This window comes from Pseudomonas sp. URMO17WK12:I7 (assembly GCF_003269045.1).
GTDB lineage: Bacteria > Pseudomonadota > Gammaproteobacteria > Pseudomonadales > Pseudomonadaceae > Aquipseudomonas > Aquipseudomonas putida_J.
In genome coordinates this window covers 240,529-257,854 of the sequence record NZ_QLTL01000007.1, presented here as the reverse complement: position 1 = coordinate 257,854, position 17,326 = coordinate 240,529, and the positions used below count along the sequence as shown (strand labels likewise).

The window sequence follows — 17,326 nt, the reverse complement described above, 5'->3', positions numbered from 1 at the left end:
CGGCTTGAGCCACCCTTGAGGAGACAACTCCAATGAGCCTTAATATTTTCTGGTTCCTCCCTACCCACGGTGACGGCAAGTACCTGGGCACTTCCGACGGCGCCCGCGCGGTCGATCACGGTTACCTGCAGCAGATCGCCCAGGCTGCCGACCGCCTTGGTTTCGGGGGTGTGTTGATCCCTACCGGGCGCTCCTGCGAGGACTCCTGGCTGGTGGCAGCGTCGCTGATCCCGGTAACCCAGCGCCTGAAGTTTCTGGTGGCCCTGCGCCCAGGCATCATTTCGCCGACCGTGGCCGCACGCCAGGCCGCGACCCTCGACCGCCTGTCAAACGGCCGTGCGCTGTTCAACCTGGTGACTGGTGGCGACCCGGACGAATTGGCGGGTGACGGCCTGCACCTGAACCATCAGGAGCGCTACGAAGCCTCGGTCGAGTTCACCCGCATCTGGCGCAAGGTGCTGGAAGGCGAAACCGTCGATTACGACGGCAAGCATATCCAGGTGAAGGGCGCCAAACTGCTCTACCCGCCGATCCAGCAACCGCGCCCGCCGCTGTACTTCGGTGGCTCGTCGGAAGCGGCCCAGGACCTCGCGGCCGAGCAGGTCGAGCTGTACCTGACCTGGGGCGAGCCGCCAAGCGCCGTTGCCGAGAAGATTGCCCAGGTGCGTGAGAAAGCCGCAGCCCAGGGCCGCGAAGTACGCTTCGGCATCCGCCTGCACGTGATTGTGCGCGAAACCAACGAAGAGGCCTGGGCCGCCGCCGACAAACTGATTTCGCACCTGGACGACGACACCATCGCCCGTGCCCAGGCCTCGCTGGCGCGCTTCGACTCGGTCGGCCAGCAACGCATGGCTGCCCTGCACAACGGCAACCGCGACAAGCTGGAAGTCAGCCCCAACCTCTGGGCCGGTGTCGGCCTGGTGCGTGGCGGCGCCGGTACTGCGCTGGTTGGCGATGGCCCGACTGTGGCTGCGCGGGTGAAAGAGTATGCCGACCTGGGCATCGATACCTTCATCTTCTCCGGTTACCCGCACCTGGAGGAGTCGTACCGCGTCGCCGAACTGCTGTTCCCGCATCTCGATGTGCAACGCCCTGAGCAGGCCAAGAGCGGTGGCTATGTGAGCCCGTTCGGCGAAATGGTCGCCAACGACATCCTGCCCAAGTCCGTCGCGCAGAGCTGAGGGCCGAGCCATGAGTCGTGCAACCTCCACCACCCTGAGCCAGCGCCTGGCACCGTGGGCCTTGCCAGTGCTGCTGCTGGCGGCCTGGCAACTGGCGGTCAGTGCCGGCTGGCTGTCGACCCGCATCCTGCCTGCGCCCAGCGCAGTCGTCAGCGCCGGTGTCGAGCTGGTACGCAGCGGTGAAATCTGGACCCATCTGGCCATCAGTGGCTGGCGGGCCGGGCTGGGCTTCGTTATCGGCGGCAGCATCGGCCTGGTGCTGGGTTTCATCACCGGCCTGTCGAACTGGGGCGAACGCCTGCTCGACAGCTCGGTGCAGATGATCCGCAACGTGCCGCACCTGGCGCTGATCCCCTTGGTGATCCTGTGGTTCGGCATCGACGAGTCGGCAAAGATCTTCTTGGTCGCGCTGGGTACGTTGTTCCCGATCTACCTGAACACCTACCACGGTATTCGCAATGTTGACCCGGCGCTGGTGGAAATGGCCCGCAGCTACGGCCTGTCCGGCTTCGGCCTGTTCCGCCAGGTGATCCTGCCCGGTGCGCTGCCATCGATTCTGGTCGGGGTGCGCTTTGCGCTGGGGTTCATGTGGCTGACGCTGATCGTTGCCGAGACCATTTCTGCCAACGCCGGCATCGGTTACCTGGCCATGAACGCACGTGAATTCCTGCAGACCGACGTAGTGGTGCTGGCCATCGTCCTGTACGCCGTGCTCGGCAAACTCGCCGACCTCGCCGCCCGCGGCCTGGAACGTGTCTGGTTGCGCTGGCACCCGGCCTATCAAGTGGCCAGGAAGGAGGGGGCATGACCGTGCTCAAGGAACAGCCGCCACGCCTGTTGCGTGGCATCCCGTTGGCCGCCAACGGCCTGCGCAAGGCCTTCGGCCAACGGGAAGTGTTGAAAGGCATCGACCTGCATATCCCGGCTGGCCAGTTCGTCGCCATCGTTGGCCGCAGCGGCTGCGGCAAGAGCACCTTGCTGCGCCTGCTGGCCGGGCTCGATCAGGCAACCTCTGGCGAGCTGCTGGCCGGTGCCGCGCCACTGAGCGAGGCCCGCGAAGAGACCCGTCTGATGTTCCAGGATGCGCGCCTGCTGCCTTGGAAGAAGGTGATCGACAACGTCGGCCTGGGCCTGCGTGGTGACTGGCGCCAACGTGCGCTGGATGCCCTGGAGGCGGTCGGCCTGGCCGATCGCGCCAATGAATGGCCGGCGGCCTTGTCCGGCGGCCAGAAACAGCGTGTGGCCCTGGCCCGCGCCTTGATTCACCAACCACGCCTGCTGCTGCTGGATGAGCCGCTGGGTGCGCTGGATGCGCTGACCCGCATCGAGATGCAGCAACTGATCGAACGTCTGTGGCGTCAGCACGGTTTTACCGTCCTGCTGGTCACCCACGACGTCAACGAAGCGGTGGCCGTCGCTGATCGGGTGATCCTGATCGAGGACGGCGAAGTCGGCCTGGACCTCACTGTCGACCTGGCACGGCCCAGAGCGCGCGGTTCGCACCGCCTGGCCGCGCTGGAAAGCGAAGTGCTCAACCGTGTTCTGTCGGCCCCGGGCGCCGCGCCCGAGCCGGACCCTGTAGCCCCTTTGCCCACGCAGCTGCGTTGGGCGCACTGAATGACTCACTTACCAGACTGAAGCCAAAGAGAAGGAATCAAGCCATGACCATCAAAGCCATCAACGTTCGCAACCAGTTCAAAGGCACCGTGAAAGAAATCCTCGAAGGCCCGGTACTGTCGGAAATCGACGTGCAGACTGCCTCCGGTATCGTCACCTCGGTGATCACCACCCGCTCCGTCAAAGAGCTGGAACTGCAGGTGGGCAGCGAAGTAATTGCCTTCGTGAAGTCGACTGAAGTGTCCATTGCCAAGCTGTGATGTTGTTGCTTGATATCGGGGCCGCAACGCGGCCCCAATACTTTCAGCGCGTACGCTTGGCCAGAAACGGCGGCAGATAAAGCCCCAGATAGGCTTCGAACACCCGCTTGCCTTCTTCGGCCATGCGCGGTGTGATCGCTTCGTGCAATTGCACCGAGCGCGCATACACCCGGTCACTCAGCTCCATCGCCAAGGCAAACACATCCACATCCTCCGGCATCACCGGTAGGTGGAAATGCTGGTCGAACAACTTGTGCATCAGGTCGCCCAGTTCCATGTCGTGCTGCCGGTCGGCCTGTACCACTTCGCTGAGCCCATGCTGGGCCAGAATCAATTGCCGCGCCGCGGCATCCCCGTTGTAGATATCGAGCATGCGTTGCTCGATCAACCGCGAAAGCTCATGCCAGGTCGTTAGCGCACTGCTGTCTATCGGGGCGCTGAGTGCCTCGCGGAACGCCCGGTGTACGTCGGCAGTCAGTGCTTCGAGCAGTGCTGGAACGCTGGCAAAGAAGTGATACACCGACGACGGCGGGATCTGCGCCCGCTCGGCCACGCTGTAGATCGACAACCCCGCCACCCCTTGTTCTGCCAGCAGCTCACGTGCAGCGACCAGGATCGCCTCGATCCTGGCCTGGCTGCTGGCGCGCGGCTTGCGCTGGGTGGCAGTGCGATTCATCAGTTGCTGATCGCCAGAATGCTGGCCTGGTAAGCGCCGACGAACAGGTCGAAGTCGCCGACTTCTTCTTGTTCCAGCTCGGACTGCTTGGCCAGCGACTCGCGAGCCAGGGTCTCGAAGGCCAGTTGCTGCTCGGCCGACAGCGGTTGCTCGCGGAATGCCTCGGCGTGCAGGCGGCTTTGGCGCAGGGAGAACTGGACGAAGGTTTCGTCATGCTCGGTCATGCGTGCCAGCACCTGGGCCGACGGGGTCAGCGAGGCGTCGTCGACCTTGGCCTGTTGTGCAGCCAGGGCCTTGGCGTGATCGTCACTGCCCTGAGCCTGGTCGAGCAGCCCGGCCAACTGGCCGATGCGCTCGATCAGCTCGCTGGCCCACTCACGCAGGCCGACAGGCTGGCCGTTGCGGTGCAGCTCAAGGCCCGGACGGCGGCCTTCCTTGACCACGGTGAGGAAGTTGTTGGTGCACTGGCCGCATTCGCCGTTGTCCAGCTGCGGGCTATCTTCGAGGGCGCAGAACAGCAGGAACGCGTCGAGGAAGCGCGCCTCGGTCAGGTCGATGCCCACCGGCAGCAACGGGTTGATGTCCAGGCAGCGCACTTCCACGTACTGCACGCCACGCGAGGTCAGTGCCTGGATCGGCCGCTCGCCGGTGTAGGTGACGCGTTTCGGGCGGATGTTCGAGTAGTACTCGTTCTCGATCTGCAGGATGTTGGTGTTCAACTGCACCCATTCGCCATCCACGTGCGTACCGACCTCGACATAGGGCGGGTAAGGCGTGCCCACCGCCTTGCGCAGGCTGTCGGTGTAGCTGGCGAGGTTGTTGTAGCAAGGCGTCAGGCCGGCCTGAGCGTTGCTCTGGTAGCCCAGGTCGCTCATGCGCAGGCTGGTGGCGTAGGGCAGGTAGAGGGTTTCGGCATCCAGCTCTTCGAGCTGATGCGGGCGGCCACGCAGGAAGCCCTTGTCCAGCGCCGGCGAGGCACCGAACAGGTACATCAGCAGCCAGCTGTAGCGGCGGAAGTTGCGGATTAGCGCAATGTACGCCGAGGACTGGTAGTCGCGGTCGCTTTCCTCGCCGCCTTCGGCATCGCGCAGCAGTGGCCACAGTGCCTCAGGCAGCGAGAAGTTGTAATGAATGCCGGCGATGCACTGCATGGTGCGGCCGTAACGCAGGGCCAGGCCCTTGCGGTAGACGTGCTTGAGTTTGCCGATGTTCGAGGTGCCGTACTCGGCGATCGGGATGTCCTCCTCGGCCGGGAGCGTGCAAGGCATCGACGGGCTCCACAGGTATTCGTCGCCGAGCTTGCTGTAGACGAAGCGGTGGGTCTGTTCGAGGCTTTCGAGCACCTTGGCCGGGTCGGCCAGGGCCGGGGTGATGAACTCCAGCAGCGACTCGGAATAATCGGTGGTGATCTGCTCGTTGGTCAGCGCCGAACCCAGTGCTTCCGGGTGCGGGGTCTGGGCCAGGCGACCTTCGTCGGTCACGCGCAGGCATTCACGCTCAATGCCGTGCAGGCACTGCTTGAGCAGGGGGAGATTGGCGCCGAGCAGGCTCAGGCGGCGGTTGAGGAGGTCGCTCAAGATGTATTCCTTCACGCGTCAGTCGCCCCAATATGGGGGTAGCAAAGACGGTCTACAAGGGTAGGAGGAAAGGAACTGGCGTTGTCGCCTGGTTTACGCGGTTCCGGCAGTGCCAGCGCACTGCCGAAAAATACCGCAGATACCCCTTGGTGAGCTAGAGAACCGCGAAGGTTCCTTGCGCTTTCGCCACCAGTTTGTCGCCTTGAACGACGTCGGCGTCGACCACCAGGGTGCGGCGCCCGGCATGCAGTACACGGGCCGTGCACAGCACCTCCCCGTCGCTGACGGCGCGCAGGTAGTTGATCTTGCATTCGATGGTCACGCTCTGCTGGTCGAAACCATGGCTGGCCGAGCAGGCCAGGCCCATGGCGATGTCCACCAGGCTGAAGATGGCCCCGCCGTGCAGCTTCTGGCCACGGTTGCGCAGATGCGGCTCCAGCGCCAGGGCCACCTCGGCCACACCTGTGTCCAGGCGTTGCACGCGGCAGCCAAGGAGCTGGCTATAGGCGCTTTCGAGCAATTCCTTGGGAATGTCCATCACTTCTTCTTCAGCGTCTTGGCGTTGGCGAACAGTGCGGCCATGGCGTTGTTGGCCGGGGCGGCAGTGGCGGTTTCACGCTGACGTGGCGCCTGCTGCTGACGGTTGCCGCCATTGCCACGGTTGCCGCCGCGGTTGCCATCGACCTTTTCGCCCGGGGTGTCGCTCATGCGCATGGACAGGCCGACCCGCTTGCGCGGGATGTCCACTTCCATGACCTTGACCTTGACCACATCGCCGGCCTTGACCGCTTCGCGTGGGTCCTTGATGAACTTTTCCGACAGCGCCGAGATGTGCACCAGGCCGTCCTGGTGCACGCCGATGTCGACGAAGGCACCGAAGTTGGTGACATTGGTCACCACGCCTTCGAGGATCATGCCGGGTTCCAGGTCCTTGAGGTCCTCGACGCCGTCCTGGAAGGTAGCGGTCTTGAACTCAGGGCGAGGGTCGCGGCCGGGCTTGTCCAGCTCTTGCAGGATGTCGGTGACGGTTGGCAGGCCGAAGGTCTCGTCGGTGAATTTCTTCGGGTCCAGGCGCTTGAGGAAGCCGCTGTCACCAATCAGCGAGCGGATGTCACGGTCGGTGTCAGCCGCAATGCGCTGCACCAGCGGGTACGCCTCAGGGTGCACGGCAGAGGCGTCAAGCGGGTTGTCGCCGTTCATCACGCGCAGGAAGCCGGCGGCCTGCTCGAAGGTTTTTTCGCCCAGGCGGCTGACCTTCTTCAGTGCTGCACGGGTAGCGAACGGGCCGTTGGCGTCGCGGTGGGCGACGATGTTCTGGGCCAGGGTGGCATTAAGGCCGGAAATGCGCGTCAGCAGCGCCACTGACGCGGTGTTGACGTCGACGCCCACGGCGTTCACGCAGTCCTCGACCACGGCGTCCAGGCCGCGGGCCAGTTTGATTTGCGAAACGTCGTGCTGGTACTGGCCGACACCGATGGATTTCGGGTCGATCTTCACCAGTTCGGCCAGCGGGTCCTGCAGGCGGCGGGCGATCGATACGGCGCCACGGATCGACACGTCCAGGTCCGGGAACTCACGGGCGGCCAGCTCCGACGCCGAGTACACCGAAGCGCCTGCCTCGGAGACCATGATCTTGGTGATCTTCAGTGCCGGGTATTTCTTGACCAGCTCGGCCACCAGCTTGTCGCTCTCGCGGCTGGCGGTGCCGTTGCCGATGGCGATCAGCTCCACCGAGTGCTTGGCACACAGGGCGGCCATGATGGAAATGGTGCGGTCCCAGTCGTTCTTCGGTGCGTGCGGGTAGACCGTGGTGTGGTCCAGCAGCTTGCCGGTGGCATCGACCACGGCGATCTTGCAGCCGGTGCGCAGGCCCGGGTCGAAGCCCAGGGTGGCACGCGGACCGGCCGGTGCGGCCAGCAGCAGGTCGTGCAGGTTATGGGCGAAGACGTTGATCGCCTCGCCTTCGGCATTGTCGCGCAGCTCGCCGAACAGGTCGGTTTCCAGGTGGGTGTAGAGCTTGACCTTCCAGGTCCAGCGCACCACTTCGCCCAACCATTTGTCTGCCGGGCGGCTGCGGTTTTCGATGCCGACGTGGTTGCCGATCATCAGTTCGCACGGGTGCAGGGTGCCGGGCAGCTCTTCACCGACCTTGAGCGAGGCGCTCAGCACGCCTTCGTTGCGCCCGCGGAAGATGGCCAGGGCACGGTGCGAGGGGGCAGTGCGCAGCAGTTCGTCATGGGCGAAGTAGTCGCGGAACTTGGCGCCTTCTTCTTCCTTGCCGGCCACCACGCGGGCGCTGAGCACCGCCTCCTGCTTGAGGAAGTTGCGCAGCTTGTCGAGCAGCGCAGCGTCTTCGGCGAAGCGCTCCATGAGGATGTACTTGGCGCCTTCCAGCGCGGCCTTGACGTCGGCTACGCCTTTTTCGGCATCGACAAAACGTGCTGCCTCGGTTTCCGGAGCGAGGTTCGGGTCGTTGAACAGGCCGTCGGCCAGTTCGCCGAGGCCGGCTTCCAGGGCGATCTGGCCCTTGGTACGGCGCTTCTGCTTGTACGGCAGGTAGAGGTCTTCGAGGCGGGTCTTGGTGTCGGCCAGCTTGATTTCGCGGGCCAGTTCCGGCGTCAGTTTGCCCTGTTCCTCGATGCTGGACAGGATGCTGGCGCGGCGCTCGTCGAGTTCGCGCAGGTAGCGCAGGCGCTCTTCCAGGTGGCGCAGCTGGGTGTCGTCGAGGCTACCGGTCACTTCCTTGCGGTAACGGGCGATGAAGGGCACGGTCGAGCCTTCGTCCAACAGGCCCACGGCCGCCTCGACCTGCTGAGGGCGTACGCCCAGTTCCTCGGCGATACGGCTGTTGATGCTGTCCATGTAAACCACCTGACATTTATGAATACGGGGGTCGCCGGTGGGCCTTCGGCCCGATGGCGCTGGATGAAAGCCGCGCATTATACCCATCGCAAACGGCTTGCGGTGATGGCGCCCGGCCAGCCGGAACTGGCGCCCGGGGAAAAATCTGCTAACAATGCTCACGCAACGTGCAGCAATGGCTACGCCATAATGCGCGGCGAAATCAGAGGAGTTATTCATGACCGGCACCCCAAACACCGCTGAAGGTGACAAGATTCTCATCGTCGACGACGATCCGGGGCTCAGCAGCCTGCTGGAACGTTTCTTCACCAGCAAGGGCTACCGCGCCCGTGCGGTGCCCAACACCGAACAGATGGACCGCCTGCTGCAGCGCGAGGTGTTCAACCTGGTGGTGCTCGACCTGATGCTGCCGGGCGAGGACGGCCTGTCCGCGTGCAAGCGCCTGCGTCAGCAGAACAACCAGATCCCGATCATCATGCTCACTGCCAAGGGTGACGAGCTCAGCCGCATCAAGGGCCTGGAGCTGGGTGCCGACGATTACCTGGGTAAGCCATTCAACCCGGACGAACTGATGGCGCGGGTCAAGGCCGTGCTGCGCCGCCAAGCGCCGAGCGTGCCGGGTGCCCCGGGGAGCGAGGACGAGTCGGTCACTTTCGGTGACTACGAGCTGTCGCTGGCCACTCGCGAACTCAAGCGTGGCGACGAAGTGCACATGCTCACCACCGGCGAGTTCGCCGTGCTCAAGGCACTGGTGATGCACGCCCGTGAGCCGCTGACGCGCGACAAGCTGATGAACCTGGCCCGCGGCCGCGAGTGGGATGCCCTGGAGCGTTCCATCGACGTGCAGATTTCGCGTCTGCGCCGCATGATCGAGCCGGATCCGTCCAAGCCTCGCTATATCCAGACGGTATGGGGTGTAGGTTACGTGTTCGTACCAGACGGAAACGCCGGCAAATGATGCTTCGTCGTCGATGAAAACACCGCTCTGGTTTCCGCAAAGCTTCTTCGCCCGCACGTTGTGGCTGGTGCTGATCGTTGTTCTGTTCTCCAAGGCACTGACGCTGGTCTACCTGCTGATGAACGAGGACGTGCTGGTCGATCGGCAGTACAGCCACGGTGTGGCCCTGACCCTGCGCGCCTATTGGGCGGCAGATGAAGAGAACCGGGACAAGATCGCCGAAGCCGCGGGGCTGATCCGGGTCACCGGTTCCGGCGTTCCTGAGGGCGAACAGCACTGGCCATACAGCGAGATCTACCAGCGGCAGATGCAGGCCGAGCTGGGTGACGATACCGAAGTGCGCCTGCGTATCCATGCGCCGCCAGCGCTGTGGGTGAACGCACCGAGCCTGGGCCCGGGCTGGCTGAAGGTGCCGTTGTACCCGCACCCGCTGCGTGGGCAGAAGATCTGGAACGTGCTCGGCTGGTTCCTGGCCATCGGCCTGTTGTCGACCGCCTCGGCCTGGATCTTCGTGCGTCAACTTAACCAACCCTTGAAGCGCCTGGTATTCGCCGCCCGGCAGGTGGGTCAGGGGCGCAGCGTGCGGTTGCCAATCAGCGACACGCCCAGCGAGATGACCGAGGTCTATCGCGCGTTCAACCAGATGGCCGAAGATGTCGAACAGGCCGGCCGTGAGCGTGAGTTAATGCTGGCGGGGGTTTCCCATGACCTGCGTACGCCGCTCACGCGGCTGCGCTTGTCGTTGTCGTTGCTGAACAGCGACAGCGAGCTGAGTGACGACATGGTCCGCGATATCGAGGACATGGACGCGATTCTCGACCAGTTCCTCGCGTTCATTCGCGATGGGCGGGACGAGCCGGTCGAGGAGGTTGACCTGGCTGATCTGGTGCGCGAAGTGGTGGCGCCCTATAACCAGCCGGAAGAACGTGTGCGCCTTTGCCTGGAGCCGATTCCCCCGTTTCCGCTGCGTCGGGTTTCGCTCAAGCGCATGCTCGGCAACCTTATCGGCAATGCGCTGCATCACGCTGGCAAGGGCGTCGAGGTGGCTGCCTACGTGTCCGGTGACGAGAGCGCGCCCTATGTGGTGCTGAGCGTGCTGGACCGGGGTACCGGGATCGACGAGTCTGAGCTGGAGACCATTTTCAACCCGTTCATCCGCGGTGACCGTGCCCGAGGGGGCAAGGGGACCGGGCTGGGGCTGGCAATCGTCAAGCGGATCGCGGCGCAGCACGGCGGGAATGTGGAGTTGCGCAACCGGTCCGGTGGCGGGATCGAGGCGCGGGTAAGGCTGCCGTTGGGGTTGCTGCTGCCTCGCAATGCTGTGTGAGGTTCTCCGGCCTCTTCGCGGCTAAAGCCGCTCCTACAGGTGCTGCGCGGTCCCTGTGGGAGCGGCTTTAGCCGCGAAGCGGCCAGTGCAGGCTGGAATCAGCCTTTGCCCTTGGTCCGGGTCTGATTCGGCCCGCCATTCTTTTCCAGGTGTTCGATGATCATCCCGGCGACGTTCTTGCCCGTGGTCACCTCGATGCCTTCGAGCCCAGGCGACGAATTCACTTCCATCACCAAGGGCCCGTGGTTCGAACGCAGGATATCCACACCCGCCACGCTCAGCCCCATCACCTTGGCCGCACGAATGGCTGTCATGCGCTCTTCGGGGGTGATCTTGATCAGGCTCGCGACCCCACCGCGGTGCAGGTTGGAGCGGAACTCCCCTGGCTTGGCCTGGCGCTTCATCGAGGCAATCACCTTGTCGCCCACCACGAAGCAGCGGATATCCGCACCGCCGGCCTCCTTGATGTACTCCTGAACCATGATGTTCTGCTTCAACCCCATGAATGCCTCGATCACCGACTCGGCAGCCTTGGTGGTCTCGCACAGCACCACACCGATACCTTGAGTGCCTTCGAGTACCTTGATCACCAGCGGTGCGCCGTTGACCATCTGGATCAGGTCGGGGATGTCGTCCGGTGAGTGGGCGAAGCCGGTGATCGGCAGGCCGATGCCGCGACGAGACAGCAATTGCAGTGAACGCAGCTTGTCACGTGAACGGGCGATCGCCACGGATTCGTTGAGCGGGTACACGCCCATCATTTCGAACTGACGCAGCACCGCGCAGCCGTAGAAAGTCACTGAGGCGCCGATGCGCGGGATCACCGCATCGAAGCCCTCCAGTGGTTTGCCGCGGTAGTGGATCTGCGGCTTGTGACTGGCGATGTTCATGTAGGCCCGCAGGGTGTCGATCACCACCATTTCATGGCCCCGCTGGGTACCGGCTTCGACCAGACGGCGGGTGGAATACAGACGCGGATTGCGCGACAGCACAGCGATCTTCATGCAGCACCTGTGACAGGGGAGAGGGTGGCCGGATAGGCCGGTTTGTCTTGTACGTATTTCAGGCCAGGGTTGACCACCAGTTGGCCGTGTATGAGTGCCTTGGAGCCCAGCAACAGGCGATAGCGCATGTTCTTGCGACAGGCCAGGGTGAACTCGACTTCCCAGACGGCGTCGCCCAGGGCCAATGTGGTGCGGATCACATAACGGGTCTGCGCCTGGCCGTTGGAGCTCTTGATGTTCTTCATGGTCACCAGCGGCGCTTCACAGCGGCGGTGGCGCAATTGCACCACCGAGCCGAGGTGAGCGGTGAAACGTACCCAGGGTTGGCCGTCACGCTCGAACGGCTCGACTTCGGTGGCGTGCAGGCTGGAGGTGCTGGCGCCGGTGTCGATCTTGGCGCGCAGGCCCGCCACGCCGAGGTCGGGCAAGGCCACCCACTCGCGCAGGCCGATCACTGTCAGATGGTCAAATTTCTTCACGAAGCACACCCTGCGGATAAGGTGGTGAACTGTAAGCACGGCGGGGACTTTTTGCATCCGTCAGTTACGGTAGTACAGTTCGATGAAAGACAGAATTCGAGGTAACGAGATGGCACAAAAAGCCGAGGACGACGACAAGGTCCGCCTGGACAAATGGCTGTGGGCGGCGCGGTTCTACAAGACCCGTGCACTGGCCAAGGCGGCAATCGAAAGCGGCAAGGTGCATTGCCGTGGCGAGCGCTGCAAGCCGGGCAAGGAGCCGCGGGTGGGTGATGAATTCGTGCTGCGCACCGGGTTCGATGAGCGCACGGTCGTGGTCAAGGCGCTGTCGGTGGTACGACGCGGGGCGCCTGAGGCGCAGACGCTGTACGAAGAGACCGAGGACAGCGTGCGCCGCCGCGAGCAGGCGGCCGAGATGCGCAAGGCGGGGGCGATGGGGGTGACCACCGATGGCCGGCCGAACAAGAAGCAGCGGCGGCAGATTCACCAATTGCACGGGAGCTTTGAATAGCCGGGGCCGCGGTGCGGCCCATCGCAGGCAAGCCAGCTCCCACAGGAATGGCAAAAATCTTGGAAATTGCGCAATACCTGTGGGAGCTGGCTTGCCTGCGATGGGCTGCAAAGCAGCCCCTGGGTTCTAGCGGATGACCGCCAACCGTCCGACCAACGGCACCTTCTTCGCAATGGCAAACAACGGTGCCGTCCAGCGCAGCAGCAAGGCACTGCCCTTGGCCGCCAACGGCGTATGGCAACTCCAGCCCAACGCCAGCACCGCCATCAGCAGGCCGCCGATGTAATCGTCCTGCCCCCAGTGCGCCCCGGCCACCAGCCGCGGCATCATGAACAGGAATGCCAGGCCCCAGACCACCAGGTGTTGCACCAGGCGGCGGCTGAACAGGCTCATGAACAATGCCCAGATCAGCAGCACCGAGGCGTGGTCGCCAGGGAAGCTGTTGCTGGACCGGTCCTTGAGTTCCCAGGCCTTTTCCAGGTTCGGGTAGTAGCTGCTGAGGTGCACCACGTTGTCGAATACCATCGATGGGCTGTCATGTTGCCAGCCCATTGCATCCACCCACTTGGAAAACAGCGCGCGAATCACCACTAATAGGAGCAGCGTGACCAGAAAGCCAAAGAAGGCTTCGCGAACCTGGCTGGCCCTGAACACCCAGTTGCCCCGAATCAGCACGGCCAGCAAGATCAGGCCGACGACGATATCGAAGGGGCGAAGGCTGCCGACGGTCCAGATGTAGCGCCAGGCCGTATGGTCGGCCAATGGCCCATTCAGGCTGTGGAATAACCATTCGTCGAAAGTCAGGCACAGGATCTGGCCAATGGGCCATAACCAGAAACACAGTAGGGCAATGGGCAGCAACGTGCAGGCTGCCAAGGGTCCCCAGGACCACCTTGCTTGGAACAGTGGTCGATTGTCCATAAAATACCTCGATCTCCAGCAGTAAATGAGTGCCTTGCGGGCGCTCTGCGACGGGACTTTCAAATCCCGGTAATTATTTTGTCATCATTTTCAGATAGCCAGACAACCATGAGCGACTTGCCAGATACAGATTTCACCCAACGTTTCATCTTCGACGAGCGCGATGTGCGCGGCGAGTGGGTGTCTCTCGATGACAGCTACGCCGCGGTGCTGGCGCGTCACGAGTACCCGCAGCCGGTGCAGGCACTGCTTGGCGAACTGATGGCTGCCACCGCCTTGCTGGTGGGCGCGCTGAAGTTCGACGGCCTGCTGATTCTGCAGGCGCGTTCCGAGGGGCCGATCCCGCTGCTGATGGTCGAGTGCTCGGGCGAGCGCGACATCCGGGGCATGGCCCGCTACGAAGCGGAGCAGATCCCGGCCGGTGCCACTCTAGAGCAGTTGATGCCCGACGGTCACCTGACCCTGACCATCGACCCGGTCAAAGGCCAGCGCTACCAGGGCACTGTCGACCTGGACGGTGCCAACCTGTCGGAGTGCTTCACCAACTACTTCGTTCAATCGCAGCAGCTCAATACCCGTTTCTGGCTCAACGCCGAAGGCGGCAAGGCCCGTGGCCTGCTGCTGCAGCAGCTGCCACGCGACCGCCAGCCGGACGATGAAGAGCGCGAAGACAGCTGGCAGCACGTCATTGCCCTGGCCAAGACGCTCAAGCCTGAGGAGTGGTCGGAAGACAACGAAACCCTGCTGCACCGCCTTTATCACGAAGACGCGGTACGCCTGTTCGATATCCAGCCGCTGCGCTTCAAGTGCAGCTGCTCGCGCGAACGTTCCGGCAATGCGCTGGTCAGTTTGGGCGAGCACGATGCCAAGGCGCTGGTCGTGGAGTGCGGTGGTACGGTAGAAATCGATTGCCAGTTCTGTAACCAGCGCTATTTCTTCGATGCCAGCGATGTGGCGCAGCTGTTTGCCGGCGGCGGCACGGATGCGGCGTCAGAAACTCGCCACTGAAACGTTTAATTTCAGGAGAATCTCCTGTCGAATTGCGCGAAAGCGCGGTTCTGACAGGAGGGGCCTACTTTTTTTGGGCGTTTCTGGCATAATCCGGCCACTTTTTTCGCTGTAGTAGTTTTTTCGAGACAACTACAAAACGTTTGGAGCACTCGGCCTCGGGCCGGATGGGGTATCTCATGACGCAAGCCAACAACACCGTGTACACCGACCTGAGCGTCGATGAGCTGGTAAAAGAAGCGCTGCAACGCGGTGAAGGCGTGCTAGCCGATACTGGCGCACTGGTCGTCGAAACTGGCCACCGTACTGGCCGCTCGCCGGCTGACCGTTTCATCGTCGAAGAACCTTCCACCCAGGCCGCCATCGCCTGGGGCCCGATCAACCGCAAGTTTCCGGCCGACAAGTTCGATGCCCTGTGGGACCGCGTCGAGGCGTTCAACAACGCTCAGGATCACTTCGTTTCCTACGTTCACGTAGGGGCCGCTGCCGAGCACTACCTGCCGGTGAAGATGACCACCCAGACTGCCTGGCAGAACCTGTTCGGCCGTTGCCTGTTCATCAACCCTGAGCAGTTCAACCCGGCTGGCCGCGACCAGTGGCAGATCCTCAACGTCGCCAACTTCGTGTGCGAGCCTGAGCGTGACGGCACCAACTCCGACGGTTGCGTGATCATCAACTTCGCCGCCAAGAAAGTGCTGATCGCTGGCATGCGCTACGCCGGCGAAATGAAGAAAGCCATGTTCTCGGTGCAGAACTTCCTGCTGCCGGCCGCCGACGTGCTGCCAATGCACTGCGCTGCCAACATCGGCGAAGAAGGCGATGTGACCCTGTTCTTCGGCCTGTCCGGCACCGGCAAGACCACCCTGTCGGCCGACGAAAGCCGTTACCTGATCGGTGACGACGAGCACGGTTGGGGCGAAGGCGTTGTCTTCAACATGGAAGGCGGCTGCTATGCCAAGTGCATCGACCTGTCCGAGAAGAACGAGCCGGTCATCTGGAAAGCCATCAAGCATGGTGCCGTGCTGGAAAACGTCGTTCTCGACGCCAACAAGCACGCCGACTACGCCGATGTCAGCCTGACCCAGAACAGCCGCGCCGCCTACCCGCTGGAGCACGTCGCTAAGCGCGCCGAAGCCAACCTGGGTGGCGAGCCGAACGCAGTCATCTTCCTGACCTGCGACCTGACCGGTGTTCTGCCTCCGGTTTCGATCCTGAACAACGAGCAGGCGGCCTACCACTTCCTGTCCGGCTACACCGCGCTGGTCGGTTCCACCGAAATGGGTTCGGGCGGCGGCATCAAGTCGACCTTCTCCACCTGCTTCGGCGCACCATTCTTCCCGCGCCCGGCTGGCGAATACGCTGAGCTGCTGATCAAGCGTATCAACGCTTTCGGCTCCAAGGTTTACCTGGTCAACACCGGCTGGACCGGCGGTGGCTACGGCGTTGGCAAGCGCTTCAGCATCCCGACCACCCGTGGCGTGATCGCTGCCATCCAGAGCGGTGCTCTGGTCGGCGCTGAAACCGAGCACCTGGACATCATCAACCTGGACGTGCCGAAGGCCGTTCCGGGCGTCGATACCGAGCTGCTCAACCCACGCGCTACCTGGGCTGACAAAGCGGCCTACGACGAGGCCGCTCAAGGCCTGGCCAAGCTGTTCATCGAAAACTTCAAGAAGTTCGAAGTTTCCGACGCCATCAAGGCTGCTGGCCCACAGCTGTAAGCTGACGCCGGTTGTAACGAGAAAGCCGCCCCTTGGGGCGGCTTTTTTGTTTTCGGCTGCCTGTGCCGTCCTCTTCGCGGCTAAAGCCGCTCCTACAGATCACCGCTGTCCCTGTGGGAGCGGCTTTAGCCGCGAAAGGGCCTGCCCAAACGACACGTCTCTGGAATTTCTGTTTCACTGTCTGCATCCACTTCCAAGACACGGGACTAAAAGATGAGCGAATCTCCCAACCGCACGGCCTTCTCCCACTTCCACCCGATCCTTACCCGCCCCCAGGACAACGATGTCAACGGCCACATCGCTGGCGCCACCGTGCATGGCTTCTTCGAAACCGCTATCCAGGCCTTCCTCATGGAACAGGCGGATTTGGACCTGCGCGATGGCGAGCTGGCGGCCTTCGTGGTGAGCTCGGCGGCAGACTTCTTCGCCTTGCCGGGCTTCCCGGATGTGCTGGAGGTGGGGCTGGGGGTGACACGGCTGGCAGGCAGTACGGTGGAGTACCGCCTGGCGCTTTACCGGCCAGGGGAGGCCGATGCGTGCGCTGCGGGGACGGTGGTGCAGGTGTTCATCGAGCGCGCCAGTGGCAGCCCAGTGCCACTGCCTGAGGCGTTGCAGGTGATCCTGACTGGACTGCAGCTCGATCCGCAGGCATGAAAAAGCCCTGCCGGTAAGGGCAGGGCTGTTTTTACCCGTGGGCTGAGCCTCGGGTATCAGTCGCGCCAGTGGCGCTTGTGCTTGCGATGGCCGTAGTGGTGGCCACGGTCGTAGTGGCGACGGTCATCGTAGTCACGACGGTAGCGGCGGTCGTCATGGCGCTCGTCTTCATCGGCCTTGTTGCCCATGTAGTTACCCAGCGCACCACCGGCGCCGCCACCTGCGGCCGCACCAATGTAGCTACCGGTGGTGCCGCCCACCGAGCGACCGACCACGTTACCGCCTGCAGCGCCCAGTGCGCCACCAATGGCAGCCTCACCACGCTGGCGCTTGTCGGCACCCAGGGCACCGCCCGCCGCGCCGCCCAGGCCTGCGCCAATGGCACCGCCAGTGCTACCACCGATGGAGTTGCCCACTACGGAGCCGAGTACCCCACCCAATGCGCCGCCAATGCCGGCCTCGGTATTGCCACCGGCCATGGCAACGCCGCTGAGCAAGCTGAAAGACAACAACAGAATCGAGGAGTACTTCTTCATCAAGAGAGCCTCAGAGGGATGACGAGGGCGAATT

At 63.3% G+C, this 17,326-nt stretch carries 18 protein-coding genes; 10 read left to right on the top strand and 8 right to left on the bottom strand.

Annotated elements, in window-relative coordinates:
• Positions 1-32: 32 nt before the first annotated feature.
• Genes ssuD through H040_RS12090 form a run of 4 tightly spaced genes read left to right on the top strand, consistent with a single transcriptional unit; the run spans position 33 to position 3,058 of the window.
• The gene (gene ssuD, locus H040_RS12105) at positions 33-1,181 is read left to right on the top strand and encodes an FMNH2-dependent alkanesulfonate monooxygenase (protein ID WP_027917622.1); all 1,149 of its coding nucleotides are present in this window, start codon (positions 33-35) and stop codon (positions 1,179-1,181) included.
• A 10-nt stretch (positions 1,182-1,191) separates the two neighbouring features.
• Complete coding sequence (ssuC, locus tag H040_RS12100; protein WP_027917621.1) at positions 1,192-1,989, top strand: aliphatic sulfonate ABC transporter permease SsuC; 798 nt, start codon at positions 1,192-1,194, stop codon at positions 1,987-1,989.
• Positions 1,986-2,798 (top strand): aliphatic sulfonates ABC transporter ATP-binding protein, encoded by an 813-nt coding sequence (gene ssuB, locus H040_RS12095; RefSeq protein WP_027917620.1) that lies wholly within the window; start codon positions 1,986-1,988, stop codon positions 2,796-2,798. The genes ssuC and ssuB overlap by 4 nt, the downstream gene beginning before the upstream one ends.
• Positions 2,799-2,842: 44 nt before the next feature.
• Positions 2,843-3,058, top strand: coding sequence for a TOBE domain-containing protein (locus H040_RS12090; RefSeq protein WP_008095172.1), 216 nt, complete (start codon positions 2,843-2,845; stop codon positions 3,056-3,058).
• Positions 3,059-3,101: 43 nt separating this feature from the next.
• Here the strand turns inward: H040_RS12090 and H040_RS12085 are convergent, their stop codons facing one another.
• The 4 genes from H040_RS12085 to H040_RS12070 form a co-directional block, all read right to left on the bottom strand.
• Positions 3,102-3,734: a TetR/AcrR family transcriptional regulator gene (locus H040_RS12085; protein WP_027917619.1), complete on the bottom strand. Its 633-nt coding sequence runs from the start codon at positions 3,732-3,734 to the stop codon at positions 3,102-3,104.
• Positions 3,734-5,311, bottom strand: coding sequence for a glutamate--cysteine ligase (gene gshA, locus H040_RS12080; RefSeq protein ID WP_177326673.1), 1,578 nt, complete (start codon positions 5,309-5,311; stop codon positions 3,734-3,736). The genes H040_RS12085 and gshA overlap by 1 nt, the downstream gene beginning before the upstream one ends.
• Positions 5,312-5,465: 154 nt before the next feature.
• Positions 5,466-5,849 (bottom strand): PaaI family thioesterase, encoded by a 384-nt coding sequence (locus tag H040_RS12075; RefSeq protein ID WP_050437180.1) that lies wholly within the window; start codon positions 5,847-5,849, stop codon positions 5,466-5,468.
• The gene (locus H040_RS12070; RefSeq protein ID WP_027917617.1) at positions 5,849-8,173 is read right to left on the bottom strand and encodes a Tex family protein; all 2,325 of its coding nucleotides are present in this window, start codon (positions 8,171-8,173) and stop codon (positions 5,849-5,851) included. The genes H040_RS12075 and H040_RS12070 overlap by 1 nt, the downstream gene beginning before the upstream one ends.
• Before the next feature lie 217 nt (positions 8,174-8,390).
• On the opposite strand from H040_RS12070, the gene ompR reads away from it, so the two are divergent.
• A complete protein-coding gene (gene ompR, locus H040_RS12065) occupies positions 8,391-9,131 on the top strand; it encodes an osmolarity response regulator transcription factor OmpR (RefSeq protein WP_012270052.1) in 741 nt (246 codons plus the stop codon).
• Between the two features lie 13 nt (positions 9,132-9,144).
• Positions 9,145-10,458, top strand: coding sequence for an ATP-binding protein (locus H040_RS12060; RefSeq protein WP_027917616.1), 1,314 nt, complete (start codon positions 9,145-9,147; stop codon positions 10,456-10,458).
• Between the two features lie 98 nt (positions 10,459-10,556).
• Here H040_RS12060 and rimK read toward each other — a convergent pair whose 3' ends face one another.
• Complete coding sequence (rimK, locus tag H040_RS12055) at positions 10,557-11,462, bottom strand: 30S ribosomal protein S6--L-glutamate ligase (protein WP_015268602.1); 906 nt, start codon at positions 11,460-11,462, stop codon at positions 10,557-10,559.
• Complete coding sequence (gene rimB / locus H040_RS12050; RefSeq protein WP_027917615.1) at positions 11,459-11,941, bottom strand: retropepsin-like aspartic endopeptidase RimB; 483 nt, start codon at positions 11,939-11,941, stop codon at positions 11,459-11,461. Before rimB ends, rimK begins: the two co-directional genes overlap by 4 nt.
• A 109-nt stretch (positions 11,942-12,050) precedes the next feature.
• Here rimB and H040_RS12045 point away from each other — a divergent pair, with 109 nt between their 5' ends.
• Positions 12,051-12,452: an RNA-binding S4 domain-containing protein gene (locus H040_RS12045; RefSeq protein WP_027917614.1), complete on the top strand. Its 402-nt coding sequence runs from the start codon at positions 12,051-12,053 to the stop codon at positions 12,450-12,452.
• Positions 12,453-12,578: 126 nt separating this feature from the next.
• On the opposite strand, the gene H040_RS12040 is transcribed toward H040_RS12045, so the two are convergent.
• A complete protein-coding gene (locus H040_RS12040) occupies positions 12,579-13,373 on the bottom strand; it encodes a phosphatase PAP2 family protein (RefSeq protein WP_027917613.1) in 795 nt (264 codons plus the stop codon).
• Positions 13,374-13,481: 108 nt separating this feature from the next.
• On the opposite strand from H040_RS12040, the gene hslO reads away from it, so the two are divergent.
• The 3 genes from hslO to H040_RS12025 all read left to right on the top strand — a co-directional run bounded on the left by hslO (position 13,482) and on the right by H040_RS12025 (position 16,756).
• On the top strand, positions 13,482-14,381 hold the full coding sequence (gene hslO, locus H040_RS12035) for an Hsp33 family molecular chaperone HslO (protein WP_027917612.1): 900 nt from the start codon (positions 13,482-13,484) through the stop codon (positions 14,379-14,381).
• 179 nt (positions 14,382-14,560) lie between these two features.
• Positions 14,561-16,102: a phosphoenolpyruvate carboxykinase gene (locus H040_RS12030; RefSeq protein ID WP_027917611.1), complete on the top strand. Its 1,542-nt coding sequence runs from the start codon at positions 14,561-14,563 to the stop codon at positions 16,100-16,102.
• Between the two features lie 213 nt (positions 16,103-16,315).
• Positions 16,316-16,756, top strand: a complete 441-nt coding sequence (locus tag H040_RS12025; protein ID WP_027917610.1) for an acyl-CoA thioesterase — start codon at positions 16,316-16,318, stop codon at positions 16,754-16,756.
• Between the two features lie 56 nt (positions 16,757-16,812).
• On the opposite strand, the gene H040_RS12020 is transcribed toward H040_RS12025, so the two are convergent.
• The gene (locus tag H040_RS12020) at positions 16,813-17,292 is read right to left on the bottom strand and encodes a glycine zipper domain-containing protein (protein ID WP_027917609.1); all 480 of its coding nucleotides are present in this window, start codon (positions 17,290-17,292) and stop codon (positions 16,813-16,815) included.
• Between the last annotated feature and the right edge of the window lie 34 nt (positions 17,293-17,326).